Origin of the sequence: Streptomyces africanus (assembly GCF_002150735.1) — a bacterium.
Classification (GTDB): Bacteria; Actinomycetota; Actinomycetes; order Streptomycetales; family Streptomycetaceae; genus Streptomyces; species Streptomyces africanus.
The window spans coordinates 1-26,227 of sequence record NZ_MUKA01000246.1; the positions used below are offsets into that span (position 1 = coordinate 1).

General features: G+C 71.0%; 24 protein-coding genes and 2 pseudogenes. 11 read left to right on the plus strand and 15 right to left on the minus strand.

Going from position 1 to position 26,227, the window contains the following annotated elements; genetic code table 11:
* Positions 1-152: 152 nt before the first annotated feature.
* The 12 genes and pseudogenes from CCL05_RS28380 to CCL05_RS28440 form a co-directional block, all read right to left on the minus strand.
* Complete coding sequence (locus tag CCL05_RS28380; RefSeq protein ID WP_086563428.1) at positions 153-644, minus strand: RNA polymerase sigma factor; 492 nt, start codon at positions 642-644, stop codon at positions 153-155.
* Positions 641-1,282, minus strand: a complete 642-nt coding sequence (locus tag CCL05_RS28385; RefSeq protein WP_086563429.1) for a class F sortase — start codon at positions 1,280-1,282, stop codon at positions 641-643. The genes CCL05_RS28380 and CCL05_RS28385 overlap by 4 nt, the downstream gene beginning before the upstream one ends.
* Positions 1,279-1,680 (minus strand): Tat pathway signal sequence domain protein, encoded by a 402-nt coding sequence (locus CCL05_RS28390; protein ID WP_086563430.1) that lies wholly within the window; start codon positions 1,678-1,680, stop codon positions 1,279-1,281. The genes CCL05_RS28385 and CCL05_RS28390 overlap by 4 nt, the downstream gene beginning before the upstream one ends.
* Positions 1,681-2,291: 611 nt before the next feature.
* Complete coding sequence (locus CCL05_RS28395; RefSeq protein WP_086563432.1) at positions 2,292-2,948, minus strand: response regulator; 657 nt, start codon at positions 2,946-2,948, stop codon at positions 2,292-2,294.
* A complete protein-coding gene (locus tag CCL05_RS28400) occupies positions 2,945-4,150 on the minus strand; it encodes a sensor histidine kinase (RefSeq protein WP_208641638.1) in 1,206 nt (401 codons plus the stop codon). The genes CCL05_RS28395 and CCL05_RS28400 overlap by 4 nt, the downstream gene beginning before the upstream one ends.
* Before the next feature lie 5 nt (positions 4,151-4,155).
* Positions 4,156-6,360, minus strand: a complete 2,205-nt coding sequence (locus CCL05_RS28405; protein WP_086563433.1) for an MMPL family transporter — start codon at positions 6,358-6,360, stop codon at positions 4,156-4,158.
* A gap of 111 nt (positions 6,361-6,471) precedes the next feature.
* Positions 6,472-8,454 carry a glycoside hydrolase family 97 protein gene (locus tag CCL05_RS28410; RefSeq protein ID WP_086563434.1) on the minus strand — a complete coding sequence of 661 codons (1,983 nt, stop codon included), beginning with the start codon at positions 8,452-8,454 and terminating at the stop codon, positions 6,472-6,474.
* A gap of 188 nt (positions 8,455-8,642) precedes the next feature.
* Positions 8,643-10,301: an alpha/beta hydrolase gene (locus tag CCL05_RS28415; RefSeq protein WP_086563436.1), complete on the minus strand. Its 1,659-nt coding sequence runs from the start codon at positions 10,299-10,301 to the stop codon at positions 8,643-8,645.
* 567 nt (positions 10,302-10,868) lie between these two features.
* Positions 10,869-11,249 (minus strand): annotated as a pseudogene (locus tag CCL05_RS28425) (VOC family protein); the annotation flags it as partial.
* 129 nt (positions 11,250-11,378) lie between these two features.
* Entirely contained in the window at positions 11,379-12,233 is an 855-nt protein-coding gene (locus tag CCL05_RS28430) for a helix-turn-helix domain-containing protein (protein ID WP_086563438.1), read from the minus strand.
* A gap of 27 nt (positions 12,234-12,260) precedes the next feature.
* On the minus strand, positions 12,261-12,794 hold the full coding sequence (locus CCL05_RS28435) for a DUF6879 family protein (protein WP_086563439.1): 534 nt from the start codon (positions 12,792-12,794) through the stop codon (positions 12,261-12,263).
* Positions 12,760-13,026: a hypothetical protein gene (locus CCL05_RS28440; RefSeq protein WP_086563441.1), complete on the minus strand. Its 267-nt coding sequence runs from the start codon at positions 13,024-13,026 to the stop codon at positions 12,760-12,762. The genes CCL05_RS28435 and CCL05_RS28440 overlap by 35 nt, the downstream gene beginning before the upstream one ends.
* Before the next feature lie 163 nt (positions 13,027-13,189).
* On the opposite strand from CCL05_RS28440, the gene CCL05_RS28445 reads away from it, so the two are divergent.
* Both CCL05_RS28445 and CCL05_RS28450 read left to right on the plus strand, forming a co-directional pair.
* On the plus strand, positions 13,190-13,768 hold the full coding sequence (locus tag CCL05_RS28445) for a DUF6415 family natural product biosynthesis protein (protein WP_086563442.1): 579 nt from the start codon (positions 13,190-13,192) through the stop codon (positions 13,766-13,768).
* Positions 13,765-14,169 (plus strand): hypothetical protein, encoded by a 405-nt coding sequence (locus tag CCL05_RS28450; RefSeq protein WP_086563443.1) that lies wholly within the window; start codon positions 13,765-13,767, stop codon positions 14,167-14,169. Before CCL05_RS28445 ends, CCL05_RS28450 begins: the two co-directional genes overlap by 4 nt.
* Before the next feature lie 13 nt (positions 14,170-14,182).
* Here the strand turns inward: CCL05_RS28450 and CCL05_RS28455 are convergent, their stop codons facing one another.
* Positions 14,183-15,364, minus strand: coding sequence for a M20 family metallopeptidase (locus CCL05_RS28455; protein WP_086563445.1), 1,182 nt, complete (start codon positions 15,362-15,364; stop codon positions 14,183-14,185).
* Positions 15,365-15,420: 56 nt separating this feature from the next.
* A complete protein-coding gene (locus CCL05_RS28460) occupies positions 15,421-16,974 on the minus strand; it encodes an AbgT family transporter (RefSeq protein WP_086563460.1) in 1,554 nt (517 codons plus the stop codon).
* A gap of 113 nt (positions 16,975-17,087) precedes the next feature.
* On the opposite strand from CCL05_RS28460, the gene CCL05_RS28465 reads away from it, so the two are divergent.
* From CCL05_RS28465 to CCL05_RS28510, 8 genes and pseudogenes are all read left to right on the plus strand, one after another.
* Positions 17,088-18,113: an Lrp/AsnC family transcriptional regulator gene (locus CCL05_RS28465; RefSeq protein ID WP_086563446.1), complete on the plus strand. Its 1,026-nt coding sequence runs from the start codon at positions 17,088-17,090 to the stop codon at positions 18,111-18,113.
* Positions 18,114-18,184: 71 nt separating this feature from the next.
* Positions 18,185-19,153 (plus strand): prolyl aminopeptidase, encoded by a 969-nt coding sequence (gene pip, locus CCL05_RS28470; protein ID WP_086563447.1) that lies wholly within the window; start codon positions 18,185-18,187, stop codon positions 19,151-19,153.
* Positions 19,154-19,430: 277 nt separating this feature from the next.
* Positions 19,431-19,604: pseudogene (locus tag CCL05_RS28480) on the plus strand (transposase); the annotation flags it as partial.
* Between the two features lie 163 nt (positions 19,605-19,767).
* The gene (locus CCL05_RS28485) at positions 19,768-20,496 is read left to right on the plus strand and encodes a hypothetical protein (RefSeq protein ID WP_086563448.1); all 729 of its coding nucleotides are present in this window, start codon (positions 19,768-19,770) and stop codon (positions 20,494-20,496) included.
* 152 nt (positions 20,497-20,648) lie between these two features.
* On the plus strand, positions 20,649-20,849 hold the full coding sequence (locus CCL05_RS28495) for a hypothetical protein (RefSeq protein ID WP_086563449.1): 201 nt from the start codon (positions 20,649-20,651) through the stop codon (positions 20,847-20,849).
* A gap of 69 nt (positions 20,850-20,918) precedes the next feature.
* Positions 20,919-21,836, plus strand: a complete 918-nt coding sequence (locus tag CCL05_RS28500; RefSeq protein ID WP_086563451.1) for an amidohydrolase family protein — start codon at positions 20,919-20,921, stop codon at positions 21,834-21,836.
* Between the two features lie 28 nt (positions 21,837-21,864).
* On the plus strand, positions 21,865-22,302 hold the full coding sequence (locus tag CCL05_RS28505) for a glutaredoxin domain-containing protein (RefSeq protein ID WP_086563452.1): 438 nt from the start codon (positions 21,865-21,867) through the stop codon (positions 22,300-22,302).
* Between the two features lie 27 nt (positions 22,303-22,329).
* A complete protein-coding gene (locus CCL05_RS28510) occupies positions 22,330-23,007 on the plus strand; it encodes a 2-phosphosulfolactate phosphatase (RefSeq protein ID WP_086563453.1) in 678 nt (225 codons plus the stop codon).
* 90 nt (positions 23,008-23,097) lie between these two features.
* Here the strand turns inward: CCL05_RS28510 and CCL05_RS28515 are convergent, their stop codons facing one another.
* Positions 23,098-25,152, minus strand: a complete 2,055-nt coding sequence (locus CCL05_RS28515) for an RICIN domain-containing protein (RefSeq protein WP_086563455.1) — start codon at positions 25,150-25,152, stop codon at positions 23,098-23,100.
* A 265-nt stretch (positions 25,153-25,417) separates the two neighbouring features.
* Here CCL05_RS28515 and CCL05_RS28520 point away from each other — a divergent pair.
* The coding region (locus CCL05_RS28520) for a LacI family DNA-binding transcriptional regulator (protein WP_086563457.1) at positions 25,418-26,227 on the plus strand (810 nt) is incomplete at its 3' end.

Genomic DNA, 26,227 nt, shown 5'->3' on the forward strand with positions numbered 1-26,227 from the left:
CGGCCGCGGCCCGCAGCACCCGCCGTCGGGTCGCCCTGCGGCGGATCACCTCGTACTGCCCGGGGGGCGCGCCCAGGTAGTCGGGGGAGGAGGGCCGCAGGATCACGGCGAGCGGGTCGTCGGGCCCGGACTCCCGGTCGCCCGGATCGTCGTCAAGGCGTGTGGTCAAGGCTTCTCCTCAGGTGGACGCGGAGCAGTTCCCGGGCCGCGTGCAGGTCGGCCTTGACGGTTCCTTCCTTGCGCCCGGTCAGTACGGACACCTCCCGGATCGGCATGTCAGCGTAGTAGTGGAGGAGGATCGGGACGCGGAGCCGTTCCGGGAGCGACTGCACGAGCAGGCGCACCGACGGGTCGGCCTGCTCGGGGTGGGCCCGTACGGCGGCTTCCGAGGTGACGCGGTGCATGGCCCTGCGCTCGCGCTCCAGTTTGCGCCAGTGGTCCCGGACGAGGTTGGCCGCGGTGACGTAGAGGAAACCGCGGGGCTCCTCCACCTTCGTCCAGCGGGCCCAGAGCCGGGTGAACGCCTCCGAGGCGATCTCGTGCGCCGTCTCGTCGTCGTCGACGAGCCGGCGGCACCAGCCGGCCAGGCGCGGGTAGAGGGCGGCGAACAGCTCGGACGCGGCCTTCTCACTGGACCGTTTCAACGCTCTCCAGGGGTGGGGGACTCGGCGCCGCTCAGCGCCGCGAACACGATCACGTTGTCCGCGTATCCGTCGCCGGTACGCGCTCCGCCGCATGTGATCAGCCGCAGCTCCGGGCGGTCCACGTTCCCGTAGACGTCGTCCGCCGGGAAACGGGTTCTGGGGACGGTCCGTACCGCCGTGACGGCGAACTCCGCCGCCGCGCCGTTCTCCAGGCGCGCCACGATCCGGTCGCCGCGGTGCAGTTCGGCGAGGCGGCGGAAGACGCCGTCGCCGTACTTGCCGACCGTGACGTGTCCGAGGATCACCGACGGGCCGGTCTGGCCCGGCGTCGGCGAGTGCCGGTACCAGCCCGCCCGGTCGTCCGCCGTCACCGGCGGCACCCGCACGGTGCCGTCCGGGGCCAGGCCCAGCCGGATGACCGGGGTGTCGACACCGATGGCCGGGACCTGCAGCCGGACCGGGACCGAACGGGCCAGGGGGCGCGCCCCCGCGGCCGGCACCGTCCGGTGCGGGGACCGGGGCTGTGGCGCGCTGGTCCCGGAGTCCGACGCCGTCCCCTTGGTCCCCTGGCCGCCACAGGCCGTGAGCAGGGACGCCAGCGCCGCCGTGGTGAACGCGCGCCTGGAGAACGCGGTCATGCCCCGGTCGCCCGGCGACGCCGCACGACGACGAACGTCCCGCCGCCCAGCGCGAGTACCGCGGCGGCGCCCGCGCCCACCGCCGTGCCGCCGGCGCCGGAGTCCGAAGACCCCTCGGTCACACCGGTGTCGGGCGCGCCGCTCGGCACGACGGAGACCTGGTCGCCGGCCGGTGCCCGGGTCGGCTCGGCGCTCTTGGCCGGGCGGGAGCCGGACTGGCCGCGCGTCGGCTCGGCAGGGGCGGGCGACGGTACGGCGCTCTCCGCCGGCCCGGGCGTGGGCGCGGCGGCCGACGGGACCGGGCTCGGGGTCGTGGCCCCGCCCGCGAACGCCGGGCCGGTGCCCAGGAGTACGGCGGTGCCCGCGAGGGCCAGGGCGGTGAGGACGGTTCGGCGCATGGGAACGCTCTCCTTCGTCGGTCCCGCCCGGTGAGGGGCGGGGTGCGTGACGGTCGAGCGGAGAGACGAGGCGGCCGGGGGATGGGTTGTAAAGAGATGGCAAAGTCCGCAAAGTCCCAAGCGGCGAAACAATCGGCTGCGCAAGGGAGTCGGCGGCGGGTCTATGCGTGCCTCGCCCTGCTGGTGGTCGGTGGTGTCCTTCTACGCCCAGGGTGTGGACCTGGTCGACGCCATCGGCAAGGTGGTCGGTGTCGTCGCCGCGCTGTGGGAGGCGGAGGCCGAGGTGCGGCGGCTGAGCGATCCCTGTCCGCTGCCGGTCGCGTGGACCGCGGCCGATCCCGCGCCGACCGAGGAGTGGTCGCTGATCCGGTCGGCGTGCCGGGAGGCGCCCGGCGGGCCGGTGAACTACCCCACAACACCATCTCGCCCACCGCCACGCGGCGACCCGGCGACGCTGACGGCCACGCCGCCGCACTTGGTCTTCAGGCTCCCGGGTCTTCCGGCCTCGGGGTCTCCGGGTCTTCCGGCCCCTGGCCTCCGGGCCTCCCGTCCTCCGGGCGTTCCGCCCCCTCCGGGGCGCTCCGGGCCCCCGCCAGAAGGCCCCCTCCGTGTCAGGCGCCCTCCGTGCCGGAAGGTCTCCGCAACAGCCCCCGTTCCATCGCCACCACCACTGCCCTCGTGCGGTCGTTGACATCCAGCTTGGCGAACAGGCGGAGCAGATGCGTCTTCACCGTGGCCTCGGCGATGACGAGGCGGCGGCCGATCTCGGCGTTGGTGAGGCCGTCCGCGACCGCGTTCAGGACGTCGGCCTCCCGGGCGGTGAGCGGGATCTGGGCGGGCTGGCGCATGCGGGCGACCAGCCGTTCGGCGACCCGGGGTGCCAGCACCGTCTCGCCGCGTGCCGCCGCGTGGATCGCGTCGGCCAGTTGCGCACGGGTGGTGTCCTTGAGGAGGTAGCCGATCGCCCCGGCCTCCACCGCGCGCTCGATCTCCGCGTCCGTGTCGTACGTCGTCAGGATCAGCACCCGGGTGCGCGGGAAGCGCGTCACGATCTCCGTCGTGGTCGCCACTCCGTCCAGGACCGGCATCCGCAGGTCGACCAGGGCGACATCGGGCTCGTGGTGCTCGACGAGGCCGAGGGCCGCGCGGCCGTCGCCGGCCTCGCCGACGATCTCGATGCCGGTCTCGGAAGCGAGCAGGGCCACCACTCCGGCCCGCATGACGGTGTGGTCGTCCACGACGATGATGCGCAGAGGGCTGCCCGTCATGCCGTCGCCCCGCTCTCCGCGTCGGTCGGCGGTATCAGCGCCAGCACCCGCGTCCCGTCGCCCACCGAACTCGTCACCGTCAGTCTCCCGCCCAGCTCCGCCAGCCTTTTGCGCATGCCGTCCAGGCCGAAGCCCGACGACGACTCCACCACGAACCCGGTCCCGTCGTCGGTGATTTCGAGCTCCACTCCGTACGGCTGCCGGGCCAGGACCACGCCGACCGTGGAGGCGCGGGCGTGCTTGCGCACGTTGGCGAGGGACTCCTGCGTGCAGCGCAGCAGCGCGATCCGGGTCTGCTGGTCGCACTCCAGGTCCGCCAGATCGGCCTCCACCGTCAGGCCGGTGTCCTCCGCGAAACGGTCCAGGGTCCGGCGGAGGGTCTGCGTCACCGAACCGGCCGCCACCTGCCCGGGCCGCTGGGGCGAGCCGACCAGTTCCCGGGCCTCGGCGAGGTTCTCCCGGGCCGTCGACTCGATCGAGCGCAACTGCTGGGCGCTGCGCGCCGGTTCGGAGTGCAGCCCGGCCCGGGCCGCCTCGGCCAGCACGATGATCGAGGCGAAGCCCTGCGCGAGGGTGTCGTGGATCTCGCGTGCCATCCGCTCCCGCTCGTCCGTCGCGCCCTGCCGCTGGTGCGCCTCGGACAACTCGGCCTGCGCCTGCTCCAGTTCGGTGATCAGCCGCGCCCGCTCGGTGCTCTGCCCGACCACCGAATGGGCCCACAGCCCGATCAGTGCTCCCACGGCGACGACGAGCACCGTGGACACCAGCGTCTCGGTGAAGAACTCCACTGTCCAGCCGTCCTGCCGCAGCACGATCGCGGCCAGAGTGACGGCCGCGGCGAGCCCCAGGAACACCATCGAGGCCTTCGGCGTCCGCCCGAACATCCAGTAGTGCGGCAGCGTCACCATGAACAGCGCCGCGTAGTTGCCCCGCAGATACGCCAGCCCGCCGAGCGCGACCACCAGCACCGACAGATAGACGTGCGGCCGTACGACCGGATTGGACGGGAAACGGTCCAGGACCGCGTACGCCAGCACCACCCCGCCCAGCAGCGCCAGCGCCGCGTACTTGCTCCCGCCGGGCCGGTCCATGGCGACCAGCCCGACGGCCATCACGGCGAACAGCAACCAGCACACCGTGTTCCAGCGGCGCAGTGACGTGGCCCAGAGGGCGTCGGGGGTGGCCCCGGCGAGAGCGGTCATGCCGGTCAACGTACGTCGACCGCGGGACGGGAGGCAGACCTTTTCTCCGGGGCGGCCGTCGCCCGGCGCCCCGGGCGCGAGGGCCACCAGCTCGCCTCGCCCAGCAGCAGCATCGCCGCCGGCAGCACCATGACCCGGACCACGAACGCGTCGATCAGCACCGCCACCGCCAGGACGAAGCCGATCTGCTTCATCTCGATGATGTGCAGGAAGACGAAGCTGGCGAACACCGTCGTCATCACCACCGCCGCGCTGGTCACCACGCTCGCCGAGGAACGGATCCCGTCCAGCACGGCCTGCCGCGTGGGCACACCCGCGAGCGTCGCCTCCCGGACACGGCTCACCACGAACACCTGGTAGTCCATCGACAGCCCGAACAGGATCACGAAGAGGAACAGCGGCACACGCGACCCGATCGACCCGGTGGACCGGAAGTCCAGCAGCCCCTCGGCCCACGTCCCCTGGAAGACCAGCACGAGCAGCCCGAGCGCCGCAGCCGCGGACAGCAGGTTCAGGGCGACGCCGAGCAGCCCGAGCACGACCGAGCGGAAGGCGTACACGGTCATCGCGAACGTCACCAGCAGCAACGCGCCCAGCACCAGGGGCAGTTTCCCGTTCTGGTGGGCGGGATAGTCGGCGTAGCGGGCGACGTCCCCGGACACGCCGTACTCGGCGCCGGTGATCCGGCCGACGGTCGCGGGCAGGAAGCCGTCCCGCAGCCGGTCCAGGGAGTCGTACGCCTCGTCCGAGTTGCCGAGGTACGGCACCTTCAGTTCGAGGGTGTGGGTGCGGTCGTCGGCGGAGGTGCGGATCCGCGAGGCGCCGCTGAACAGCGGGTCGGCCTCGGCCCGCCCGGCCACCTCGCGCAGGGCGGCAAAGACCTCTCCCGACCGCGCGGCATCGGCGCGTACGACGACCTGGTGGGTCACCCGCCGCTCCGGGAACGCCTCGTTGAGCCGGTCGTAGACCTGCATCGCGGGGATGTCGCGGGAGTGCGTGTCCCGGCTCATCTCGGTGATCTTCAGCCCGGCCAGCGGGATGACGAGGGCGAGGAGCGCGACGACCGAGACGCACAGAGTCGCCAGGGGATGCCGGGCCGCGGGCCGCAGCAGAGCACTCCACACCCGGCCGCCACTGGTCCTGCCGCGCACCCGGCGCACGGGCTTCCCGCGCTCGGCCCGCCGCACTGCCCGGCGTTCCGCCCGCCGCCCCAGCCTGACGAGCAGCGCGGGCAGGGCCGTCAGCGAACTGGCCACCGAGACCAGGACGACCACGATGGTGCCGGTCGCGAGGGAGGAGAAGATCACGTCGGAGGCCAGGTACAGCGTCGCCGTGGAGGCGACCACCGCGAGCCCGGAGACCACGACCGCCCGGCCCGAGGTCGCGGCGGCCAGCTCCACCAGCGCCTCGGAGGACAGCCGCCCGCCGGAGCGGGCCCGTTCCTCCCGCTCCCGCTTGAGGTAGAAGAGCGTGTAGTCGACGCCGACCGCGAGGCCGATCATCAGGATGACGTTCGTGCCGACCCCGGCGTCGGGCGACACGTGCGAGACGACCATGGACAGCCCGACCGCCGCCGCGATCGACGACAGTGCCAGCAGCAGCGGCACCCCGGCCATGGTCACCGACCCGAACACCACCAGCAGCGTGAGCAGGGTGACCGGCAGGGTGATCGCCTCGGACAGCGCCAGGTCGTCACTGCGCTGCTGGTCGACTCCCTTGCTGACGGAGGGACTTCCGGTCTCCTCCAGCAGCAGCCCGGGGCGGCTCTTCTGCACCGCCGCGGTCTGCGCCATGAGGGCGTCGACCTTGTCCTTCGCGTCCCGCTCCTCGCCCTTCAGCGCCACCTCGACCATCAGGGTGCGGCGGTCAGCGGAGAGCAACGGGTCGGCCACGCCCGCCACGTCGGGCAGCCGCCGCATCCGGTCGGTCAGGTCGTCGGCGGCGGCCCGGGCGGCGCCCTCGTCAAGAGCACCGCCCGAGCGGGAGGAGATCAGCACCTGCTCGGCGGCCCTGCGCTCCAGATGCGCCTCGGCCGCCAGGGCCTCGGCACGGCCGGCCTCGCCGACCCGGAAGTCCGCCGTCCTCGCGCTGTTCGTGCCGACGGCACTGCCGGCCCCCAGACACAGGGCCACGAACACCAGCCAGCCGGCGATCGCCCGCCAGGGGTGCCGCGCACTCCAGCGCGCTACCCGCACAGATAATGAGTTCATGCCCGAAAGCCTGGCTGAGCTGGGCAGTTGCCGGACAGAGGCATTGGGTTGAACCTGCCGTCCACCGACCGGTGGACTCGGCCTCTGGGGAAAACCCCACCTTCTCCCGGATCAGCTCGGCGTCAGGACCACCGCCTGCCCGCCCGCCGGGGCCATGGCCACGTCGAGCGTGTCGGCGGCGGTGACGGTCCGGGTGCCGACCACGACCGGGGTCCTGAACGGGCTGGAGCCCGGGGTGCCGTCGGCGTAGACCGTCGCCGTGTAGGTGCCGCTGCCGAGGAAGGACAGCGGCAGGGACAGCGTCCTGGACGACTCGTCGGTCATCGCGCCCAGGTACCAGGTGGGGCCGCTGCGCCGGGCGACCGCGATGTACTCGCCGATCTCCCCGGCCAGGGTGCGGCTCTCGTCCCAGGTCACCGGCACGGCGTTGAACCACGGCAGGCCGGGCCAGTTCGCCGGGTTGTCGTACTTGGACGGCTTGTCGTACCAGAAGAGGAAGTTGAGGGGCTGGTAGTAGACGGCGGCCATCGCCATCTGGTGGGCGTTGGTCGTCTTGTCGCGGGACTGGCCGTAGCAGATCGTGTAGTCCATCGGGCCGCCGATGTTGCGCGCGAACGGCAGCGTCACGTTGTGGGTGGCGGTCGGGAACTGCTCGTTGCCGCGTACGCCTTCCAGGCTGATCCAGTTCGGGTACGTCCGCTCGTAGCCGAACGGCCGGACGTCGTCGTGCATGTCGATCAGCAGCCGGTACTTGGCGGCCGTCTTCGCCCAGTCGATGATCTGGTTCGTCATCGACTGGGTGCCGTCGTTGATGAAACCGAGCTTGATGCCCCGTACGCCCCAGCTCTTGTAGAGGCCGAAGAGGGAGTCCGCGTCGGTCAGCGCGAGCCGGTTGACGTAGAGGAAGACGCCGATGCCCTTGCTCGTGGCGTACGAGATGACCGACGGCAGGTCGATCGCGGCGATCGGCGTCGTCGCGTCCGGGGTGGTGAACTCCGGGCCGTACCAGCCGGCGTCGTACTCGATGTACTCCAGTCCGCGCGCCACGGCGAAGTCGACGCCCGCCAGGCCCGCGGCGGTGCTGAGCTCGCAGCGGAAGACCTTGCCGGGCTTGATCCAGGAGGTGTCCGGGAGGGCGTTCGGCGGCGCCAGGTTGAGCACCAGCTCGGCGTTGTCGACGAGCTCGGCGTGAGTGGCACCGATCACCACCGCGCGCCAGGGCGTGGCGAAGGGCGTGGTGACGGTGGAGGACGTCTCCACGGGGCCGGTGCCACGGGCGGTGTGCTCCATCAGGAAGGCGGAGAGGGTGTTCGGCTCGCCGGCGACCGAACCGAGCATCAGCCGCGGGTAGTCCACCCGTGAGGACTCGCAGACGCAGGCGATGAGACCGCCGGTGAGGGTGGCGGTCAGGGGCAGGTCGGTGAGCGGGCCGTTGTCCGTGGTGGATGTGCCGGTGACCGGTATGGAGCCCGGCGCGACCGGCTCGTAGGCGTTCTCGTCGCGGGCGCTGTAGACGGTGGTGCCGTCCGGGAAGACGAACGTCGTCAGCTCGTCGGCGACGGTGGTGGTGCCCTCGTCGAGGAGGAGGTAGCGCAGCGCGACGCCGGTCCTGTAGGCGCGGACCTGGACGCCGAAGCGGATGCCCGAGGCCCGGTCGGCCAGGTCCCAGCGCTGTTCCTGGTAGTGGTCGGTGACGGTCGCGTTGCGGCCGTAGACCGGGGTCCAGGTGGTGCGGTGGGTGCCGTACCGCTCCCTGACCACCCGGACCTCGGCGCCGAGGACGGTGCCGTCGCCGAGCCGGAGACCCAGCGCCGAGGTGTCGATCACCGTGCGGCCGTTGCGGCGGGCGGACCAGCGCAGGGCGCCGTCCGCCAGGGACAGGGTGACGGAGGTGCCGCCCATGCGGGCGGTGACGCTCTCCGGGCGGTACGGCGGGCTGTCCTCGGCGTGGGCGGGCCGGGTGGTGGCGATCCCGGCGGCGGCCAGCCCGGCGGTGACGGCCGCGCCCTTGAGCACGACCCGGCGGGAGGCGGGCGCCGGTCGGCCGGCCGGTCTGTCCGCGGCGGGCTCTTCCCGGTCTCCAGAGGCTCTCATCACGGGGACCTTCCCTTGCGGTAAGTGGTAGTAACCGGTTTCTGCGAGTGCAGTTCTACGGGTCTGCGCGAGAGCGGGTCAAGAGGCGGGAAGCACCGGAAACGCGCACACCCCGGGTCCGGGCCCGGTGAGGCCCGGCACCCGGGGTGCCCGTGGTGCGGTCGGTCAGCGCATCGTCAGCGCCTCGGTCAGCGCAGGGAGCCGAGGCGGTCCAGGCGGTCGCTCACGCCGTTGCGGAGTTCGCCGAGGGTCGTCCCCGGCGGGGCCACCTTCGGTGTGGCGGACGGCGGCTGGGTCTCGTCGGCGCAGGTCGTGCCGCGCGCCGGGACCTTCAGGTCCACCAGGTAGCCAGTGACGGCGTCTGTCGCGCAGGCGCTGCGCCCGAAGGCCGTGTGGCCCTCGGCCTGGAAGGTGAGCAGCCGGCCGTTGTCGAGCGTGCGGGACAGGGCCACCGCGTCCTGGTACGGGGTGTCCGGGTCACCGGTGGTGCCGAGCACGAGGATCGGCGCGGAGCCCTTCGCCCGGAAGGAACCGCCGTAGCGGCTGGGCTTCTCGCCCGTCCACTGGGCGCACGTGGTGGCGTGCTGGTGGTCGTAGAGCGGCGGGCCGTAGGCCATGGCCGGGCCGAGCAGCGGGGCCAGCCTGGCGTTGGTGGTGACCTGCCGCTTCAGCAGGGCCGGGCTGCGCGGGTAGTCCTTGTCGACGCACTCGACCGCGATGTTCGGGTTGAGGAAGTCGAAGCTGGCCGGGGACGGCGGCCGGAGCAGGAACGAGGTGGTGTCGCGCTGCTGGGCCTTGCGCAGGGCCTGGCCGAGGGAGGGCCAGATGACCTTGCCCTCGTTGATGTTGAACATGAGGCGGTAGACGACGGTGTAGCCGTTCGCCTGACCGCCGTTGGCGGTCGGCACGGGGCTCGCGTCGAGGTCGGCCTTGAGCTTCTCGAACGCGGCCCGGGGGTCGCCGTCCCCGAACCCGCACGTCTCCTGGTTCGCCTTGCACCAGTCGAGGAAGCGGCTCATCGCGCCGTCCAGGGCCAGGTACTGGGGCCGGTCGTAGGCGTACGGCTGGTTCGCGTAGTGCTCGGGGTCGTACGCGCCGTCGAGGACGAGCGCGCGCACCCGCTCGGGGAACATCGCGGCGTAGACCGTCCCGATGTAGCTCCCGAACGACCGCCCGTAGTACGTCAGTTGCTCCTCCCCCAGGGCCTGACGCAGCAGGTCGATGTCACGGGCGACGTACCCGGTGCCCGCGTACGGCACCAGCTCGCCCGCGTTGTCCTTGCAGGCCTGGTCGAACGCGGCGCCCTGGCGCACGGCGGTCTCGTAGGCGTCCGGGGCGGGGGCGCCCTTGGCGGCGGTGATGGCCTGCGTGTACGTCGGGTCGTCCCAGCACGTGACCGCCGAACTGCGCCCGACGCCGCGTACGTCGTAGCCGAAGACGTCGAAGGAGTCGCGCAGGGCGGCGGGCAGGCCGGCGAAGTTGTTGCGCACGAAGTCCACGCCGGAGTTGCCGGGCCCGCCGGGCTGGAGGAAGAGGGTGCCCTTCTTCCTGGTCTGGTCCGGGGCCTTCTTGCGGATGACCGCCAGGGTGATGGTCCTGCCCTGCGGGTCGCGGTAGTCCAGCGGCACGTCGGCGTTGGCGCACTCGAAGCCGCCCTGGCAGTCGGACCAGGACAGGGCCGGCACGGGCGGCTGCCCGTCGCCGCCCTCGGGCTGGGCGGCCATCGCCTGAGCGGCGGTTCCGGCGAGGGCGAAGGAGACGGCGGCGGCGAGGGCGAGCCTCAGACGCGGCAGGCGTCTGCGGGCGCGGGTGCCGGACCGTCTCGGTCCATGAGCTTGTTCGGTCACTGTGGTGGTTCCCCCTCGGGCGCGCGCGTGTGCCGTCGAGCACCCTGTGGTGTGGGTTGGGTCGTTGAAGTTTCTAGCTCAACTGGAGGGGGAAGGGAACGGCGATCACTCCTGTGGTCCGCCTTCCACGTGATCTCCCCACTACCCGGCGGTAGTTGCGACGCCCTTCACTTCCGGAACGGTGAAGGGTACGCGGTGCCGCACCGCCTGGGATCCGCTGCGTAGTCTGAGGGCATCTTCGGTCAAGTGCCGTTGCCGGCCAGCCGGTTCACCCATGCGAATTCCTCCCCCCACCGAAGGACCGCCCAACGTGTCAGTGTCGAAAAACAGTCGTCTCAAAGTCGCCCTCCTCGCCGCCCTCGTCGCGGTCAGGAGGTCACGGTCACCTACCGCAACCCCACACCGATGACGGCTGGGCAGCCAGACGGGCGTTGTTCACGGATCTCGTCGGTGCGCAGCGGACGTTGGGGACGGAGGAGACGCTCAGGGAGCGGTACCGGGTGACTCTCCTGAATCCGAGGGCTGGGGGGACGGTGGAGCCTCGGGTGGCGTTGTACGGCTGACCTCGGAAGGCGCGGCGGCCCGGTCGGACTCGCTGCGCAGAACGCAGAACTCGTTGCCTTCGGGATCAGCGAGGACGGCCCAGCCCGAGCCATCGGGATTGCGGTGATCCGCGACGAAGGTGGCACCGAGACCCAGCAGCCGGTCCACCTCCTGATCGCGCGAGGTCTCCGGGCGCAAGCAGAGGTGGATCCGGTTCTTGACCGTCTTGGCCTCGGGCACCTGGTTGAAGTACAGCACGGGACCGTCCCGCAACAGCACCTGAGTCTCCCGGGCGCCCGGCCGGTCCTCCGGATGCAGCGGGCGCCCGGTCACACTGCTCCAGAACCGAGCGAGCTCGTAGGCATCCGCACAGTCGATCGCCACGTTCTGCACAACAGAGACCATGCGGCGTGAGCCTTCCTGATCTCCACGTCGAGCGCCACCGGGTTGCGAGCATTCCCCACGCACAGCTCAGGCTCTTGGCAGGGGGTGGAGCGGAGGGTGGCCTTGTACGGCTGACCTTGCGTTGCCGTATCAGCGCAGGGCGTCGATGGCCCGAACGATCAGGGCTCGGGCCTCCGCTCCGTACACGGCGTCACCACGGAGCTGCTCGAATGCGCGAAGGTACAGGGCGATCTCGGAGGGCTGAGTGATTTTCACTCTGGCCGAGACGAGTTCGACGGACACCAGCCGGTCGTCGTAGACGTGGAAAGTCTCGCGTGGCCACTGGGACCGGTTGGGAGCGGACATGGGGATGATGCCCAGGGACACCTGCGGCAAGGCACCCGCGGTGAGTAGGTATCCCAGTTGGGCAGCCATCTCGTCGGCGCCGCAGATCTGGTGCCGTAGGGCGTCCTCCTCGACGACGAACACGAAACGGTGCCCCGGCTCGTGGATGACGCGGGAGCGCTCGACGCGGGCACGTGCGGCTTCGGCGCTGTCGTCGACGGGGACATCCCGGAAACGTGCGCTGATCCCGAGGACCCCCGCGGCGTAGCCCTCGGTCTGGAGGAGCCCCGGCACCAGCGTCGAGGAGTAGATCCGGAACAGCTCGGTGTCCTGGAAGAGCCGGGGCTCGCTGCCCTGCAACGCCTTGAGCCCGGCGCGCACTTGGGTCCGCCACTCCGTGTACATGGACTCGGCGTGGACGGACTGGCCGATGAGGCCCTCGGCTTGGTGCACGGCGTCGCACGCCGTGCACCACTTGCGGATGTCGGTGGCGGTGGGCGCCGTGCGAGCGTTCTCGATCCGGGAGGTCTTGGCGTGATGCCACTCGCACCGAACGGCCAGCTCAGTGACCGTCAGACCTGCGGTCTTGCGTAGGTCGCGCAGCCGCTGGGCAACTACCTCGCGCGCGGCCTGGGCGGACGACGAGGGTGAGATGGGCATGAGCTGGCCTGTCCGGTGCGTGCTGGGTCAGTGGATCTCGTACTGGTCGTGCGGGACGGCGCGCGACCATACGGCATCGAAAGCCCCGGCGCACAGCTTCACGGCTGCAGGATCTTCGGAGACTTCCCCGCCGGCGGAAACGCCGTCGCCGGTGAAGTGGTTCCAGTAGATCGTGCGGTCGTCGAACAGCCAGAAGTCGTTCCCGGGTAGCGCGAGTTCGGATGCCTGGCGCCGAGGGAGCCAACGTACGAGTTCACCTGCGACGACGTTCGTGAAGGTGAAGCTGTGCAGGAACCGGGTGTACTCGCTGACCGGTTCCGACACGATCCGAGCTCGTCTCATCACGACGCCGCGTGCGACCGTCTCCTCGACCAGGCTGAGCCAGGGCCGCCACCAGGAGGCTCGGTCGGCGGGATCGTGCCGGTATCCGCGGCGCCACTCGGCGAACGGTCCGGACTCGTAGTCGACGGCGTACGTGTCCCGCATCTCGAGGTGGACGGCGGAACGGGTGGCACCGGCGAGCAGGTCAGTGAACGCGGGCGGCGGCACGCTCGGCGACATCGCACGCCTCCCTGATCATCGGAACCATCCTTGCGGGGATACGGACCACGGCCTCGTTCTCTGGAATGCCGACCGCATGGCCGGGCACCTCGAATGCGGCTACCTCCGCTTCCAGTTCAGGCGACGGCTTCCATCCCTGAAAGACGAGTTCCTGCCTTTCCTCGTCGACCCAGACGGTAGGTGACTCGTGATCTCCGGTGTTCGGGTCGATGCCGATGAACAGTAGCGGCACGGCTGCCTCCGTCTCGGATATGTGCAGGACTGTGCACAAAGCTGATCCCGGACAGGCCCGCCAGTCAAGGCGTCATAGTGGGCATCAGTCGAGAGAGTGAGATGGCTGCACATATGTGCACAGTCCTAGAGATGCGGCCTCCACTGCGAGGAACGTCGACACCATGAGCGCTATGACACTGACGACGGTTGCCGCGGACCCGCCAGACCTCGCGACCATGCTTCAGGCCGCCCAGCGGCTTCTGGGCCCCGACTCCGGGCCGGACGCCCTCCCGCCCGCCGGGCAGGAGCTGGCCACGCTCATCGCCACCATGCGGGGCCACCTTGAGGCGTTGATGCCCGAGGTCGAGCAGGCGACCGATCGGCTGCCGAAGGACAGCCCGACCCGCCGTGGTGCCCTCGCCTGCGTCGGAGAGGCGCGCGGCAAGCTCCGTGCCCCCGAGCTGAGCTGTGTCTCGCCGGGCGGCAGCGTGATGTACGCCCGCAGGCTCGCCCGCGTCCTGGTCGCCCTGTGCGAGCACTACGAGATCGTCAGCGCGGGTGTGGCCGAGACGCCCGATCAGACCGCGTTCGTGCGCCTGGCGCAGCACTGCCTGACGTGTCCGACCTGCCGGGCCATGGACGAGGAGGGCGCGAACCTCGGGCTGCCCTGCGAGATCCACGATCGGCTGTACGACGCGTACCGGGAAGCCCGGGCCCGCGCCCGGGGTCGCCGCCGACGGCCTGTGGAGGCTCCGGCGTGACCACCAGCGAGAAGACTGTGCCCGACGCTGACAACGCCGGGTTCCAAGAGCTGTGCGAGCACCTGGTGCGCACCGCGTCGTCGCCCCTCGACCGGGCGGCCGTTCAGGCACTGGTCGAAGAGCGGACGATCCTGGAGGTGGCCGCCGTACGGTACGCCCTGATCGTCGACACCGAGCACGGCCCGACGGCTCACTTCGAAGGGCTGTCGGGGTGGCAGCACGCGCTCGGCCTCGACGAGGAGCAGCGTTCATTCCTCGGCCTGGTCCTGTCGATGGTGGGCATCGGGCACACCACCGTCGCTTCCGTACAGGACCTCGACGAACGCCGTCTGCCGATCATCCTGCGGGCGATCCTGCGACTCGCGGGCAACGACACCATCGCCGTCGGCACCCGTATGTAGAGTCCACCGGGCCTCAGCCCACCAACGGCTCCGCCAGTCGGGCCAGCAGGCCCGCGACCAGTGCGGTCTGGGCGGGCACCGCGTCGGGGTACACGAACTCGCCCCGGGCGTGGGCGCCGTCGCCGACCGCGCCCGTGCCGCACAGGACGGGCAGGCCGAGGGCGGAGATGAAGTTGGCGTCGCTCGCGCCGCCGACGGCGGTGTCGGGCAGGTTGTCGCGGCCCTGTTCGCGGGCGACCTCCCGGGCGAGCCCGAGCAGGAGGGCGGAGGCGGCGTTGAGGGTCATCGGCGGCCGGTTCCAGGCGTGATCGATCTCGATGCGGACGCGCGGGTCGCTGACCTCGATGGCGTCCAGTTCGGCGTCGACCCGGGCCTGTTCGGCTTCGCTGCTGACCCGGATGTCGACGCGGGCGGTGGCCTGCCCGGCGACGACGTTGGTGGCGGAACCGCCCTCGATGAGCCCGGTGTTGATGGTGGTGCCCCGGTCGGGGCGGGCGACGGCCGCGGCGGCGACCACGAACTCGGACAGCGCGGTGATCGCGCTCGCCCCGTCCTGGGGCGCGAGCCCGGCGTGCGCTTCGACGCCGGTGGCCGTGACCCGGAAGATCCCGGAGCCCTTGCGGGCGGTCTTGACCGCGCCGTGGGCGGTGGGTTCCAGCACCAGTGTGGCGTCGGCCTTCCGCGCGACCTCCTCGATCACCGGCCGCGAGGACAGGGAGCCGATCTCCTCGTCGCCGTTGAAGAGGAAGGTGACGGTGGGCACGGGGGCGCTGCACTCCCGGGCCAGCTTCAGGGCCCAGATGCCCTGGGCCAGGCCGGTCTTCATGTCGAAGATGCCGGGCGCGCTGAGCTTCTCCCGGCCGTCGTCGGACGGCTCCGGCTGCTCCCAGCCGGCGAGGGTGCCGGTCGGCCACACGGTGTCGTAGTGGCCGACGAGCGCGACGTGCCCGGGGCCGCTGCCGGCGTAGGTGAGGGTGAGGGTGTCGCCGCACGCGCCGCCGGGGTGACGCTGCTCGTGGCCGGGCCGGCCGAGCCGGTGGACGGCCAGCTCGCGCAGGAGGTCCAGTCCGGCGGCGAGGGCGGGCAGGTCGTGACTGCTGGTCTCGTGGCGGACGAGGGTCAGGATGTCGGTGACGATCTCCGGCAGGACCTCCTGGGTGCGGGTGGTGAGAGCGGCGGCGGGTGATGCGGTCATGGTCTGCTTTCTCGTACGGGGGCGGGGGCGGGGTTCCTCGGCGGAAGGCGGCGTCGTCAGTTGATGCCGAAGGGGATGCCCAGCAGGTACCAGGCCACGAAGAACGCGATCCAGACGACCCAGACGACGGCGGCGATCGGGATCGTGAAGGAGGCGAGCGTGCCGATGCCGGCGGACTTGCGGTGCTGCTGGATGAAGCCCAGCGCCATGACGAAGTACGGGCTCATCGGGGTGACGCAGTTGGTGACCGAGTCGGCGACGCGGTAGACGGCCTGGGTGGTCTCCGGCTCGATGCCGATGAGCATCAGCATGGGCACGAGGACCGGGGCGGCCAGCGCCCACAGGGCGGAGCCGCTGGTGATGACGAGGTTCATGAACGTGATCAGCACGGCGATGCCGACCAGCACGGCCCAGCCGTGCAGGTGCAGGTCGCGCAGTGTCTCCGCGCCCGTGACGGCGAGGACGTCGCCGATGTTCGTCCACTTGAAGTAGGCGAGGAACTGGGAGATCGCGAAGAACAGGACGAGGATCGGCGCCATCGCCCGGGTGCCCTCGACCATCGCGGCGATGATGTCGCGGGGAGCGGAGAAGGTGCCGGTCATCCGGCCGTAGACGGTGCCGAGCACGGCGAAGAACACGCCCAGGACGAGTGCCATCCCGCCGATCACCGGGGAGTCGACGATGCCGCCGCCCTCGCCGCGCAGCGGTGAGGACGCGGGGACCATGGCCAGGGCCAGGAACGCGATGAAGCCGGCGGCGACCAGCCCGGTCACGCGCAGCGCCCGTTGCTGCCGCCCGGTGACCTCGATCGCCTCCCGTTCGCCGGCCCCGAGTGCGGTGACCGGCTCGTCGGGCTGGAGGTCCGCGCGGCGGGCCAGGACCTTGTCGACGACGAGCGTGATCACCAGGGCCACGAGGACGGACGAGCCGAGCCCGAAGAAGTAGTTGGCGACCGGGGTGACGACGTAGTGCGCGTCGATGGTGTGGGCGGCGGCGGTGGAGATCGACGACAGCAGGACGTCGGTGGTGGTGAGCGACGGGGAGGCGTCGTAGCCGGCGGATATGGAGACGTAGGCGACGATGCAGCCGAGCACCGGGCTGCGGCCCGCCGCCCGGAAGACGAGGGCGCCGAGCGGGATGAGCGTGACGTAGGCGGCGTCACCGGCGACATGGCTGACCATGGCGGTCATCGACAGGGCGAAGGTGAGGTACCGGCCCGGCACCCGCGCGACCATGCGGCGCAGCAGGGCGGAGAACAGCCCGCTCCGCTCGGCGACGGCGATGCCGAACATCACGGTGAGGATGGTGGCCAGGGGCGGGAAGGCCGCGAAGTTGTCGACGGCCCCCTCGACGGCCATGGCGAGGCCGTCCTTGCTGAGCAGGCTCTGCACCTTGATGGTCTCGTGCGTGCCGGGATGCACGGCGCTGACGCCGGCCGCCGCCAGGACGGCGCTGAGGACGGCGACGACCCCCGCGAGGATCCAGAACAGCCAGAACGGGTTGGGGAGCTTGTTGCCGACCTTCTCGATCGCCGCGAAACCGCGGAACGCGGTGCGCAGGAGTCTCGACTGCGGCTCGGTCGGCTGAGGCTGGGCGGAGGTGGCACTCATCGGTACCCCTTCGTGCATTCGAGGGATGTTCCTGCGAACAATGACATTGCGATGAGAGATTCTCTAGCCCCTGGCTGTAACAGTGGGATTAATCGGCGGTCTAAGGTGAGCGCATGACTCGCCCTCTCCTCGACGAGCTCGACCGGCGCCTCATCGGAGCGCTGCACCTGGCGCCCCGGGCCACCTGGGACGACGTCGGCGGGATCCTGTCCGCCGACGCCAGCACCCTCAAACGCCGCTACGACCGGCTGTACGAGGCCCGGATGATCCGCGTGATCGGGCAGGCCGACTGGGGCATGCACACCACGGCGATGCCGGTCCACGTTTTCCTGGACATTACCGGCGAAACCCCGCTGGCCGTCCTGGACCGGCTCCGTGACCTGCCCCACCTTCAGCTCCTGGCGCAGATCTCCGGCGACTATCCGCTCTACGCCGTCGTCCACGCCCCCTCCGAGGCGGCCACCAGCGAGGCGATCGACCGGATGTTCTCCGTCCCCGGCGTCCGCCGCGTCAACGCCCTGCCCGCGCTCAGCACCCTGCGCCGGGGCATCACCTGGGACCCGCAGTTCCTGACCGACACCGAACGGGCCGCCCTGCTCGAACTCGGCGTCGCCCATCCCGAGGGCGCCGCGACCGCGACGCCCCCCGCCAAACCCCTCAGCGAGGCCGAACGCACCGTCGTCGCCCTGCTGATCCAGGACAGCCGGGCCTCCGCCGCCGGCATCGGCCGGGCCGCGGGCCTGGCCACCTCCACCGCGCACCGGGTCGTCCGCCGGGTTCTCGACGAGGGGTGGGTCAAGCCGCGCCTGGAGATCGTGTCGGAATGGCTCGGCTTCCAGACCCCGTTCATCCTTCGCCTGCGCGTCGCCCCGGGCGAGACCCCCGACGTCATGCGCCGCATCGACCAGCTCCCCCAGACCCGGCTCGTCGCGCACGTCGCCAGCGACATGTCGGTCCTCGCCACCGGCCTGGTCACCGACCGCTCCGCGCTGGCGCTCTTCGTCGACCGCGAACTCGCCGAGATCCCCGGCATCCTCACCGTCAGCGTCGACGTCATGCTCGCCGAACCCCGCCGCTACTGGCTGGACCGGGACCTGACCTCAGGGCTCGGCGAGTTCCACGCGCCGGTGTTGCTGTGAACGCGGGGCCCGCCGGGCAGAAACGGGCGATGCTGTCGTATCTGCCGAGAGTCGAGGAGAGTGCGTCGCGCATGACCGAACTCCATCCCCCCATCGAGCCGTACGAGCACGGCATGCTCGACGTCGGTGACGGCAACCGCGTGTACTGGGAGAGCTGCGGGAACCCGGCGGGCAAGCCCGCCCTCGTCCTGCACGGCGGGCCCGGCTCCGGCGCGGGTCCGTTCTGGCGGCGGCTGTTCGACCCGGCGGCGTACCGCATCGTGCTCCTGGACCAGCGCGGGTGCGGCCGCAGCACGCCCGACGCCGCCGATCCGCGCACCTCGCTCGACACCAACACCACTCCGCACCTGATCGCCGACATCGAACAGCTCCGGCAGCACCTCGGCATCGGGGAATGGCTCGTCCTCGGCGGCTCCTGGGGTGTGACCCTCGCACTGGCCTACGCCGAGCAGCACCCGGGGCACGTGTCCGAGCTGGTCCTCTTCAGCGTCACCAGCACCACCCGCCGCGAGGTGGAGTGGGTCACGCGGGACATGGGCCGGATCTTCCCCGAGGAGTGGGCCCGGTTCCGTGACACCGTCCCCGAGGGGGAGCGCGACGGCAGCCTGGTGGACGCGTACGCCCGGATGCTCGCCGACCACGATCCGGCCGTACGGGAGCGGGCCGCGCGGGAGTGGTGCCGGTGGGAGGACGTGCACGTGTCCACGCACCCCGGGCACCGGCCCGATCCCCGTTTCGAGGACCCGCACTTCCGGCTGCGCTTCGCCCGCCTCGTCACGCACTACTGGCGGCACGCCGGCTTCCTGGAGGACGGGGCGCTGCTGCGCGACGCCGGGAAACTGACGGGCATCCCCGGCGTGCTGATCCACGGACGGCTGGACATCAGCGGCCCTCCGGACGTGGCATGGCGGCTGGCCCGGGTGTGGCCGGACGCGGAGCTCGTGCTGATCGGCGACGAGGGACACGGGCTGTCGGGCGACGCCACGACGGAGGCGGTGCTGGCGGCCACGGACCGGTTCCGGTCGGGCGGCACGCCGTAGGACGGCCGTCGCACGGACCTCCTGGTCGCTCCAGGAGGCGAAGCGGTCGGGGGCCGGCCGGCCGGGTTCGACGAGCAGGTCGCCGGTCTCCAGGAGCATGTTCACGAGCTGACGGCCGACACCGCCGGCGTGCGTGACCCAGGACGCCTCCGCGAACCACAGTCCGGCGAGCCCGGCGGCGGGCCCGACCAGCGGGAGTTCGTCGGGGGTCATGGCGAACACGCAGTTGAGGTAGCGCCCCTTCGGCGCCGTGCGGAAGGCCGGCACCGAAGTCGGCCGCAACGATGTCACCCAGCTGATCCCGCTGCTCGATGCGATCCCGCCCGTCCGGGGCCGGGTGGGTCGTCCGCGCCGCAAGCCCGACTCGCTGTTCGCCGACCGCGGCTACGACCATGACATCTACCGCGACCAGGTCCGTGATCGCGGCATCGTTCCGGCCATCGCCCGCCGACGACAACTCAGCTCATTGTGTTAGCTGTTGTACTAACGGTTCCTCTGTCCGGCCCAACCCCGGGTCGCTGAGGTTCTCGCACGAATCTAGCGTCTTCCACTAGGGCCGGACGCCAGCCGGACGACCGGCTGACCGCCCAGAGCCTGCGGTCAGGAGGAACGCAATGAGCGGGGTACGGAAGTGGGGCAGCGAACAAGAATCTGCCCGGACGCCCGAGGAGATCCAGGCCAGGATCGGAAAGCGCCTGGACGACGTCGCCAAGATCCTGGCTGGCGCCCTCGTCGCCGTTGCCGGCGTCATGACCCTGCTTGGCCTCAGCAGCGACGTCGTGTTCGTTGCCCTCAACAACGACTCGTGGCCCATCTATGTGGCCTCGCTCTGCGCCATCCTCGCCATCGTCTGCAGCATTGTGGCTCTGCTCGTCCACCCCACACGGCGGGGCAACCTGTGGGAGACCGTTGTGCTCATTCTCGGAGTGATCCTCTATATGGTGGCTCTGAGCGTGGCGGTTATCGGCGCGGCCAAGGCCGCTGGGGGAAACGGGCGGCCGACCATCACCAACATCAAAGTCGACGGCCCTCGGTCCAATCTGAAATTGAGTTTCGATGTTCATGCTGACGGCGTCGAGACGGGGGCCAGCATCGAAGTGTTCGTAAACGCTGTCAGGGCCGACTTGTCCCAGCCGGTTGTTGAGTCGGTCGACGCCTACTCAAGTGAGCTCAGACCCAACGACAAGGGCGTGGTCGAGCAGCGGGTCAGTATGCCGATGGCCCTTCCACCACAGGCCGCAGGCATCAGCATCATGGCCCTCAATGCGGGCGACGGAGCCCTGGACGAGTGTGGCTCGCTCACACAGCGCGGGCCGACCTGCGCGAGGTTCCGGGTTCCCTAGATCCCCGTCGCCGGATCGAGCCGGGAACCGCGCAGGGGCGACGAGAGCGGGCGTGGCCTCGTGCTCGTCGGAGCGCTGGCGAAGGACTGGGGCACCGATCACCTGCCGTGGGGCAAGCGGGTGTGGGCGGAGCTGCACGGGGAGGAACGCGGATGACCGGCGAGCGGAGACCCTGGGTGGGCGACTTGGTCCATGACGAGATCGCCGGTCGGCGCGGCGTCGTCACGGATGTGCGCGGCGGCGGCGCGGTCCGGGTGCTGCGGCCGGAGTCCGGCCCGGGGCAGTGGACTTCGCGGCAGCCCGAACGCCTGACCGTGGTGACGCGCCGCGAGGAGAGACGGACGTGGCCGTGACGGATCCCTCACCGCTCTCTCGTGCAAGGGAGTGGACCGAACGCCTCGACCGGGCCGATCGTGAGCGGTATGGGTGATCACCGCGTGGTGCCAGGCGACCCCGCCGGTCCGGATACCGAAGCGGAGGAGGTCCGCCGTTTCCGGGAGCGGCTCGGGCTTCCCGGGCTGGTCGATGTGCACACGCACTTCATGCCCGAGCGGGTGCTGCACAAGGTGTGGGACTACTTCGACGCGCTCGGGCCGATGACCGGCGGGCTGGAGTGGCCGATCACCTACCGGCAGGAGGAGGCCGAACGGGCGGACATCCTGCGCGAGTTCGGGGTGCGGGCCTTCACCGCGATGCTGTATCCGCACAAGCCGGGCATGGCCCGCTGGCTGAACGGCTGGGCGGTCGACTTTGCCCGCCGCACCCCCGACTGTCTGCACACCGCGACCCTCTTCCCCGAGCCGGGCGTCGAGGCGTACGTCCGGGAGGCCGTGGAGGCGGGCGCGCGGGTCTTCAAGGCGCATGTGCAGGTGGGGGCGTACGACCCCGCCGACGAACTGCTCCAGCCGGCGTGGGGGTTGCTGGCCGAGGCCGGGATCCCGGTGGTGATCCACTGCGGCTCCGGGCCTGCGCCCGGCAAGCACACCGGCCCCGAGCCGATCGCCCGGGTACTGGCGCGCCACCCCCGGCTGCGGCTGGTCGTCGCGCACATGGGGATGCCCGAGTACGAGGAGTTCTTCGGTCTGGTCGAGCGGTACGGGGAGGTGCGGCTGGACACGACGATGGCGTTCACCGACTTCACCGAGGGCTTCATGCCATTCCCCCTCCGGGCCCTGCCCCGGCTGGCCGCACTCGGCGATCGCGTCCTGCTCGGCTCCGACTTCCCCAACATCCCCTACCCGTACGTGCACCAGCTCCAGGCCCTGGAACGGCTGGACCTCGGAGAGGACTGGCTGCGGGCGGTGTGCCACGACAACGCGGCGGGGCTCTTCGGACTGTGAGGCTGATGCTGTGAGCTTGTTCCGGAGCATGATGCGCGGCTGGATCCTGCCGATGCTGCTGGCGCTGTGCGGCTCAGCCGTCGCGGCCGGGCTGATCTCCGCGAACAACGGCGGGGCGGCCACAGCGGTCCTGCTCTTGTTCCTGGTGCTGGCGGGCGTGAACTCGCCCCTGGTCTTCCCGAGGTCGGTCAGCGCACCGGAGGCGCAGCGCCGCAGCGCGGTCGACGGACGGCCGGTCGTCTACTGGCGGCCGGGCTGCACGTACTGCATGCGGCTGCGCATCCGGCTGGGCCGCAGTGCCCGCCGGTTGCACTGGGTCGACATCTGGCGTGATCCGGCGGGAGCCGCAGTGGTGAGGGCGGCCAACGACGGCAACGAGACCGTGCCGACCGTCGTCGTGGCGGGCCGGCCGCACACCAACCCCGATCCGGAATGGGTGCGGGACCGGATCTCCTCTTCCCCGTGATCTCAGGCAGGGCATCAGAATGGCGCGATGGACCATCACTTCGTCGGCATACCCGAGTTGACCGGCGTTCCCCGTGTCGCGGTCGTCATCGACGTCATGCGTGCCTTCACCGTGGCTGCCTGGGCCTTCTCGCGTGGCGTCGAGAAGATCGTCCTGGCCGCGACGGAGAGCGAGGCACTTGCCTTGAAGGAGAGCCACCCGGGCTGGCTGGCGCTGAAGGACGGAGCTCCGGCGGCGGGCTTCGACGCGGTGAACTCGCCCGGCCTGCTCAGGTCGCGCGATTTCGCCGGCCGCACGCTGGTGCAGAAGACGACGGCAGGAACCGTGGGAGCGCTGGCCGTGGCCGACGCGCCACTGGTCCTGTGCGCGAGCTTCGTGGTGGCCGGCGCGACCGCGCGGTTCCTCCAGGACAGGGATTCCGGTCCGGTGACGTTCGTCGTCACCGGCGAGGGAGGCCGGGCCGACGAGGACCTGGCCTGCGCCGAGTACATCGGCCGGTGTATGGCCGGAGAGGAGGTCGAGGCGGGCCCGTATCTCCAGCGCGCGCGGGATTCCCGGGCCGCGGCCGACCTCGCCGGCGGGCGGCGGAGCGGAAACCACCCGGACGACGTCGATCTCTGCCTGGACATCGACCGGTTCCCCTTCGCGATGGTGGCTCGCCAGGAGGAGTCTTTGACGGTGCTGCGGCCTGTTGAGGTGCCGTGAACCACACCCCCCAGCACGGCCGACGCCCCCGGCCCCGCCGTCACCATGCGGTGCGGCAGGCCGGGGGCGTCGTAGCGGGCGGGTGCGCGGCTAGGGCGTGTCCGTCACGTCCGTCACCTTCCAGCGCTGGTTGGAGCCGGAGTTCGGCTGCCAGAGGCCGACCGAGGCGCCCTCGTTCGTGGACTGGCCCCCGACGTCCGGGAGCTGGCCGGTGGCGGCGTTGACGAGGGTCCAGGTGCCGTCGCCGGTCGAGGACATGATCCACTCGGTGGCCTTGTCGCGGCGGCCCTCGTCCGGCTCGGCGACCAGGGCGCCGTCACGGACGGCCAGGCGCTTGTCCGTGGCGGTCTCGGTGAACACGTACCGCTTGCGGTTGTCCGTGCCGCGGATCTGCTCCACCCGCCACTGCTGACCGCTCGGGTCCGAGGCGTTGGCGCTCTTGATGACCAGGCCCGTGCCGTTGCCGGCGATGGTGAGGTCCTTGCCGCTCTGGACGCCGGTCAGCCGGTAGGTGTGGCCCTTGCGCAGCTCGGCCGCGTCCTTCGCGACGCCGGACACGCCCTTGACGACGAAGGACGTCACCGACTGGGCGGGCACGGTGACCGTGGCCTGCTTGCCGGAGACCCGGACCGCCTTCTGCTTCTCCAGCTTGCCGTCGGCGCTGGTCACCACCGGGGTGACGGTGGCGTGCGAGGAGACCCGGCCGAACTTCGACAGGTCGAGGGTGACCTCACGGGACTCGGTGGCGCTGTTGACGTGGACGACCGTCGCCGCGTCGCCCTTGCGGGAGATCGCCGCGGTGCTGGACGTGTCGTTCGTCTTGATCAGCCGGTCGCCGGGCTTGATGAAGTGCGTGAAGTTGCGGGCCGTGTCGAACTTGGTGTTCGTGTAGACCGGGCAGGACTTCAGGGTGTCCTTCGAGGTGCAGCTGAAGGGGAGCTGGATCTCGCCCCAGTTGCCGCCCTTGGCGGACTCGCCGCCCGGCTTCATGTTGTCGTAGTCCTCGACGGGCTGCCAGAACACCCAGGCCTTGGGCTCCAGTTCGCGCAGGTCGTCGACCATGCGCTGGGCGAGGCCGAGGCCGGGCCGCATGTCCGTGAAGCTCTGGCCGTCGCCCCAGTCGCCCTCGACCTCGCTCATCCACAGCGGCTTGTCGGCGGCCTTGGCGAGGTCGCGGACGGTGGTGCGCTGTCCGGTGCCGTAGGTGTGGACGTTCATCTGGCCCACCAGGTCGCGCACGTCCTGGGGGTAGGAGTTCCAGTTGGTGGCGAACGTGCCGGGGTTCGTCTCGTCCATCGCGGAGATCTCCGCGCCGGACTTGGACTTCTTCAGGACGGGGGCCAGGGCGCGGATGACCTTCTGCTGGAGCTCGGGGCCGATGTGCGCGCCCTCCTGGCGACCGCCGACCGGCTCGCCGTCCGGGCCCAGCTTGGTGCCCCAGTAGTTCGTGTTCGGCTCGTTGAACGGGTCCAGCGTGTCGACCTTGATGCCGTGCGCCTTCTCCAGCCGCTCGGTCGCGCCCACCAGGTACTTGGCGAAGTCCTCCACGGACTCCGGCTTCAGCTGGTCCTTGCCCGCGTCGAAGTTGCCCGAGACGTAGCCGCTCTCGGTCATGAACCAGGGCGGGGAGTTGCTGAAGGTCTCCCAGTGGGTGATGTCCTTCTTGATGCGGTCGACCCACCAGCGCTGTGTCTTGTCGGCGTGTCTGTTCCAGTCGGCCGGGTCGTCCGCGTCCCACCAGTCGACGTCCTCGCGGGTGGTGCCCGCCGGGGCCTTCCACCAGCCCTCGACCGCGCCGCCGGCCCGCAGGTAGTCCTTGACGTCCGGGGCGTTGCCGCCGCCGATGTTGTAGCGGGCGATGTTCAGGGCGAGGCCCTCGTCGCCGAAGAGGAGCTTGTAGAGCTTCTCGCGTATCTCGGGCGGGTAGTCGCCGGTGGCGTTGGCGAACCAGACGAGGCTCGTGCCCCAGCCCTCGAACTTCTCCTGCTGGTAGGAGGGGTCGGGGCGGACGGTGACCCCGGCGGCCTGCGCGGTGGGCTCGGCGGTCGCGGCGGGCAGGGTGGTGGTGGCGAGGATGGTTCCGGTCGCCACGGCGGTGACACCGATGGCCCCGAGGAGCCTTCTCTTACGGGTGCGGTCTGCCATCTCGAGTACTCCAGCTCTTCTGCGCCCGCGCGTCCCGGCGGGGCACAGAGATCGGGGCCTGTGTGCAATGTTTACGTAAACATTCACTGGCGGGATGTCTACACTGTCCGAATCTCAGGGGTCAAGGAGTCGTCCTAAACGGAAACTGCGCCGGCTGCGCGGCGAGGGGAGCGAGAGGCAGGTGGGCACAGTGGACGGTGCGAGAGAACCGCAGGGCACGAGCCGTACGAGAAGGCGTCCGGCCCGCCCGCGCCAGGGCGCCTCCATGGCCGACGTCGCCCAACTCGCCGGTGTCTCCTCCCAGACGGTCTCCCGCGTCTCCAACGGCTTCCCGGGCGTCACGGAGGACACCCGCCGACAGGTCCTGGCCGCGATGCGGGAGCTGGGCTACCGCCCCAACAGCGCCGCACGGGCCCTCAAGCGAGGCGAGTTCCGCACCCTCGGCGTGATCACCTTCTCGCTGTCCACCATGGGCAACATCCGCACCCTGGAGGCCATCGCCACCTCCGCGGCCCAGCACGGCTACGCCGTCACGCTGCTGCCCGTCGCCGTCCCCACCCAGGACGAGGTGAACGGCGCCTTCTCCCGCCTGGGCGAACTCGCCGTGGACGCCGTGATCGTCATCATGGAGATCCACCTGCTGGACGCGGCGACGGTCTCGCTCCCGCCCGGTGTGCAGGTCGTCGTGGCCGACTCGGACGCCGGCGACCGCTACACCGTGGTCGACACCGACCAGGCGGGCGGCGCGCGAGACGCCGTACGGCACCTGCTGGACCTCGGCCACGAGACGGTGTGGCACCTGGCCGGCCCGGAGGGTTCCTTCGCCGCCCAGCGCCGCGCCAACGCCTGGCGCGACACCCTCACCGCGGCCGGCCGCGTCCCGCCGCCCCTGGTCCGGGGCGACTGGTCGGCCGAGTCCGGCTACCGGGCCGGGCTGCGGCTGGCCGACGAGCCGGACTGCACGGCGGTGTTCACGGCCAACGACCAGATGGCCCTGGGCCTGCTCCGGGCCCTGCACGAACGCGGCCTGCGCGTCCCCGGCGACATCAGCGTCGTCGGCTTCGACGACATCCCC

What these genes read in the sequence shown, in the direction of transcription:
- pip (WP_086563447.1), top strand. Translation starts at nt 18,185, where the DNA reads ATGACCGAACTCCATCCCCCCATCGAGCCGTACGAGCACGGCATGCTC.
- CCL05_RS28515 (WP_086563455.1), bottom strand. Translation starts at nt 25,152, where the DNA reads ATGGCAGACCGCACCCGTAAGAGAAGGCTCCTCGGGGCCATCGGTGTC.
- CCL05_RS28455 (WP_086563445.1), bottom strand. Translation starts at nt 15,364, where the DNA reads ATGACCGCATCACCCGCCGCCGCTCTCACCACCCGCACCCAGGAGGTC.
- CCL05_RS28510 (WP_086563453.1), top strand. Translation starts at nt 22,330, where the DNA reads ATGGACCATCACTTCGTCGGCATACCCGAGTTGACCGGCGTTCCCCGT.
- CCL05_RS28385 (WP_086563429.1), bottom strand. Translation starts at nt 1,282, where the DNA reads ATGACCGCGTTCTCCAGGCGCGCGTTCACCACGGCGGCGCTGGCGTCC.
- CCL05_RS28495 (WP_086563449.1), top strand. Translation starts at nt 20,649, where the DNA reads ATGACCGGCGAGCGGAGACCCTGGGTGGGCGACTTGGTCCATGACGAG.
- CCL05_RS28395 (WP_086563432.1), bottom strand. Translation starts at nt 2,948, where the DNA reads ATGACGGGCAGCCCTCTGCGCATCATCGTCGTGGACGACCACACCGTC.
- CCL05_RS28485 (WP_086563448.1), top strand. Translation starts at nt 19,768, where the DNA reads ATGAGCGGGGTACGGAAGTGGGGCAGCGAACAAGAATCTGCCCGGACG.
- CCL05_RS28460 (WP_086563460.1), bottom strand. Translation starts at nt 16,974, where the DNA reads ATGAGTGCCACCTCCGCCCAGCCTCAGCCGACCGAGCCGCAGTCGAGA.
- CCL05_RS28390 (WP_086563430.1), bottom strand. Translation starts at nt 1,680, where the DNA reads ATGCGCCGAACCGTCCTCACCGCCCTGGCCCTCGCGGGCACCGCCGTA.
- CCL05_RS28505 (WP_086563452.1), top strand. Translation starts at nt 21,865, where the DNA reads ATGATGCGCGGCTGGATCCTGCCGATGCTGCTGGCGCTGTGCGGCTCA.
- CCL05_RS28430 (WP_086563438.1), bottom strand. Translation starts at nt 12,233, where the DNA reads ATGCCCATCTCACCCTCGTCGTCCGCCCAGGCCGCGCGCGAGGTAGTT.
- CCL05_RS28465 (WP_086563446.1), top strand. Translation starts at nt 17,088, where the DNA reads ATGACTCGCCCTCTCCTCGACGAGCTCGACCGGCGCCTCATCGGAGCG.
- CCL05_RS28445 (WP_086563442.1), top strand. Translation starts at nt 13,190, where the DNA reads ATGAGCGCTATGACACTGACGACGGTTGCCGCGGACCCGCCAGACCTC.
- CCL05_RS28400 (WP_208641638.1), bottom strand. Translation starts at nt 4,150, where the DNA reads ATGACCGCTCTCGCCGGGGCCACCCCCGACGCCCTCTGGGCCACGTCA.
- CCL05_RS28435 (WP_086563439.1), bottom strand. Translation starts at nt 12,794, where the DNA reads ATGTCGCCGAGCGTGCCGCCGCCCGCGTTCACTGACCTGCTCGCCGGT.
- CCL05_RS28410 (WP_086563434.1), bottom strand. Translation starts at nt 8,454, where the DNA reads ATGAGAGCCTCTGGAGACCGGGAAGAGCCCGCCGCGGACAGACCGGCC.
- CCL05_RS28500 (WP_086563451.1), top strand. Translation starts at nt 20,919, where the DNA reads ATGGGTGATCACCGCGTGGTGCCAGGCGACCCCGCCGGTCCGGATACC.
- CCL05_RS28405 (WP_086563433.1), bottom strand. Translation starts at nt 6,360, where the DNA reads ATGAACTCATTATCTGTGCGGGTAGCGCGCTGGAGTGCGCGGCACCCC.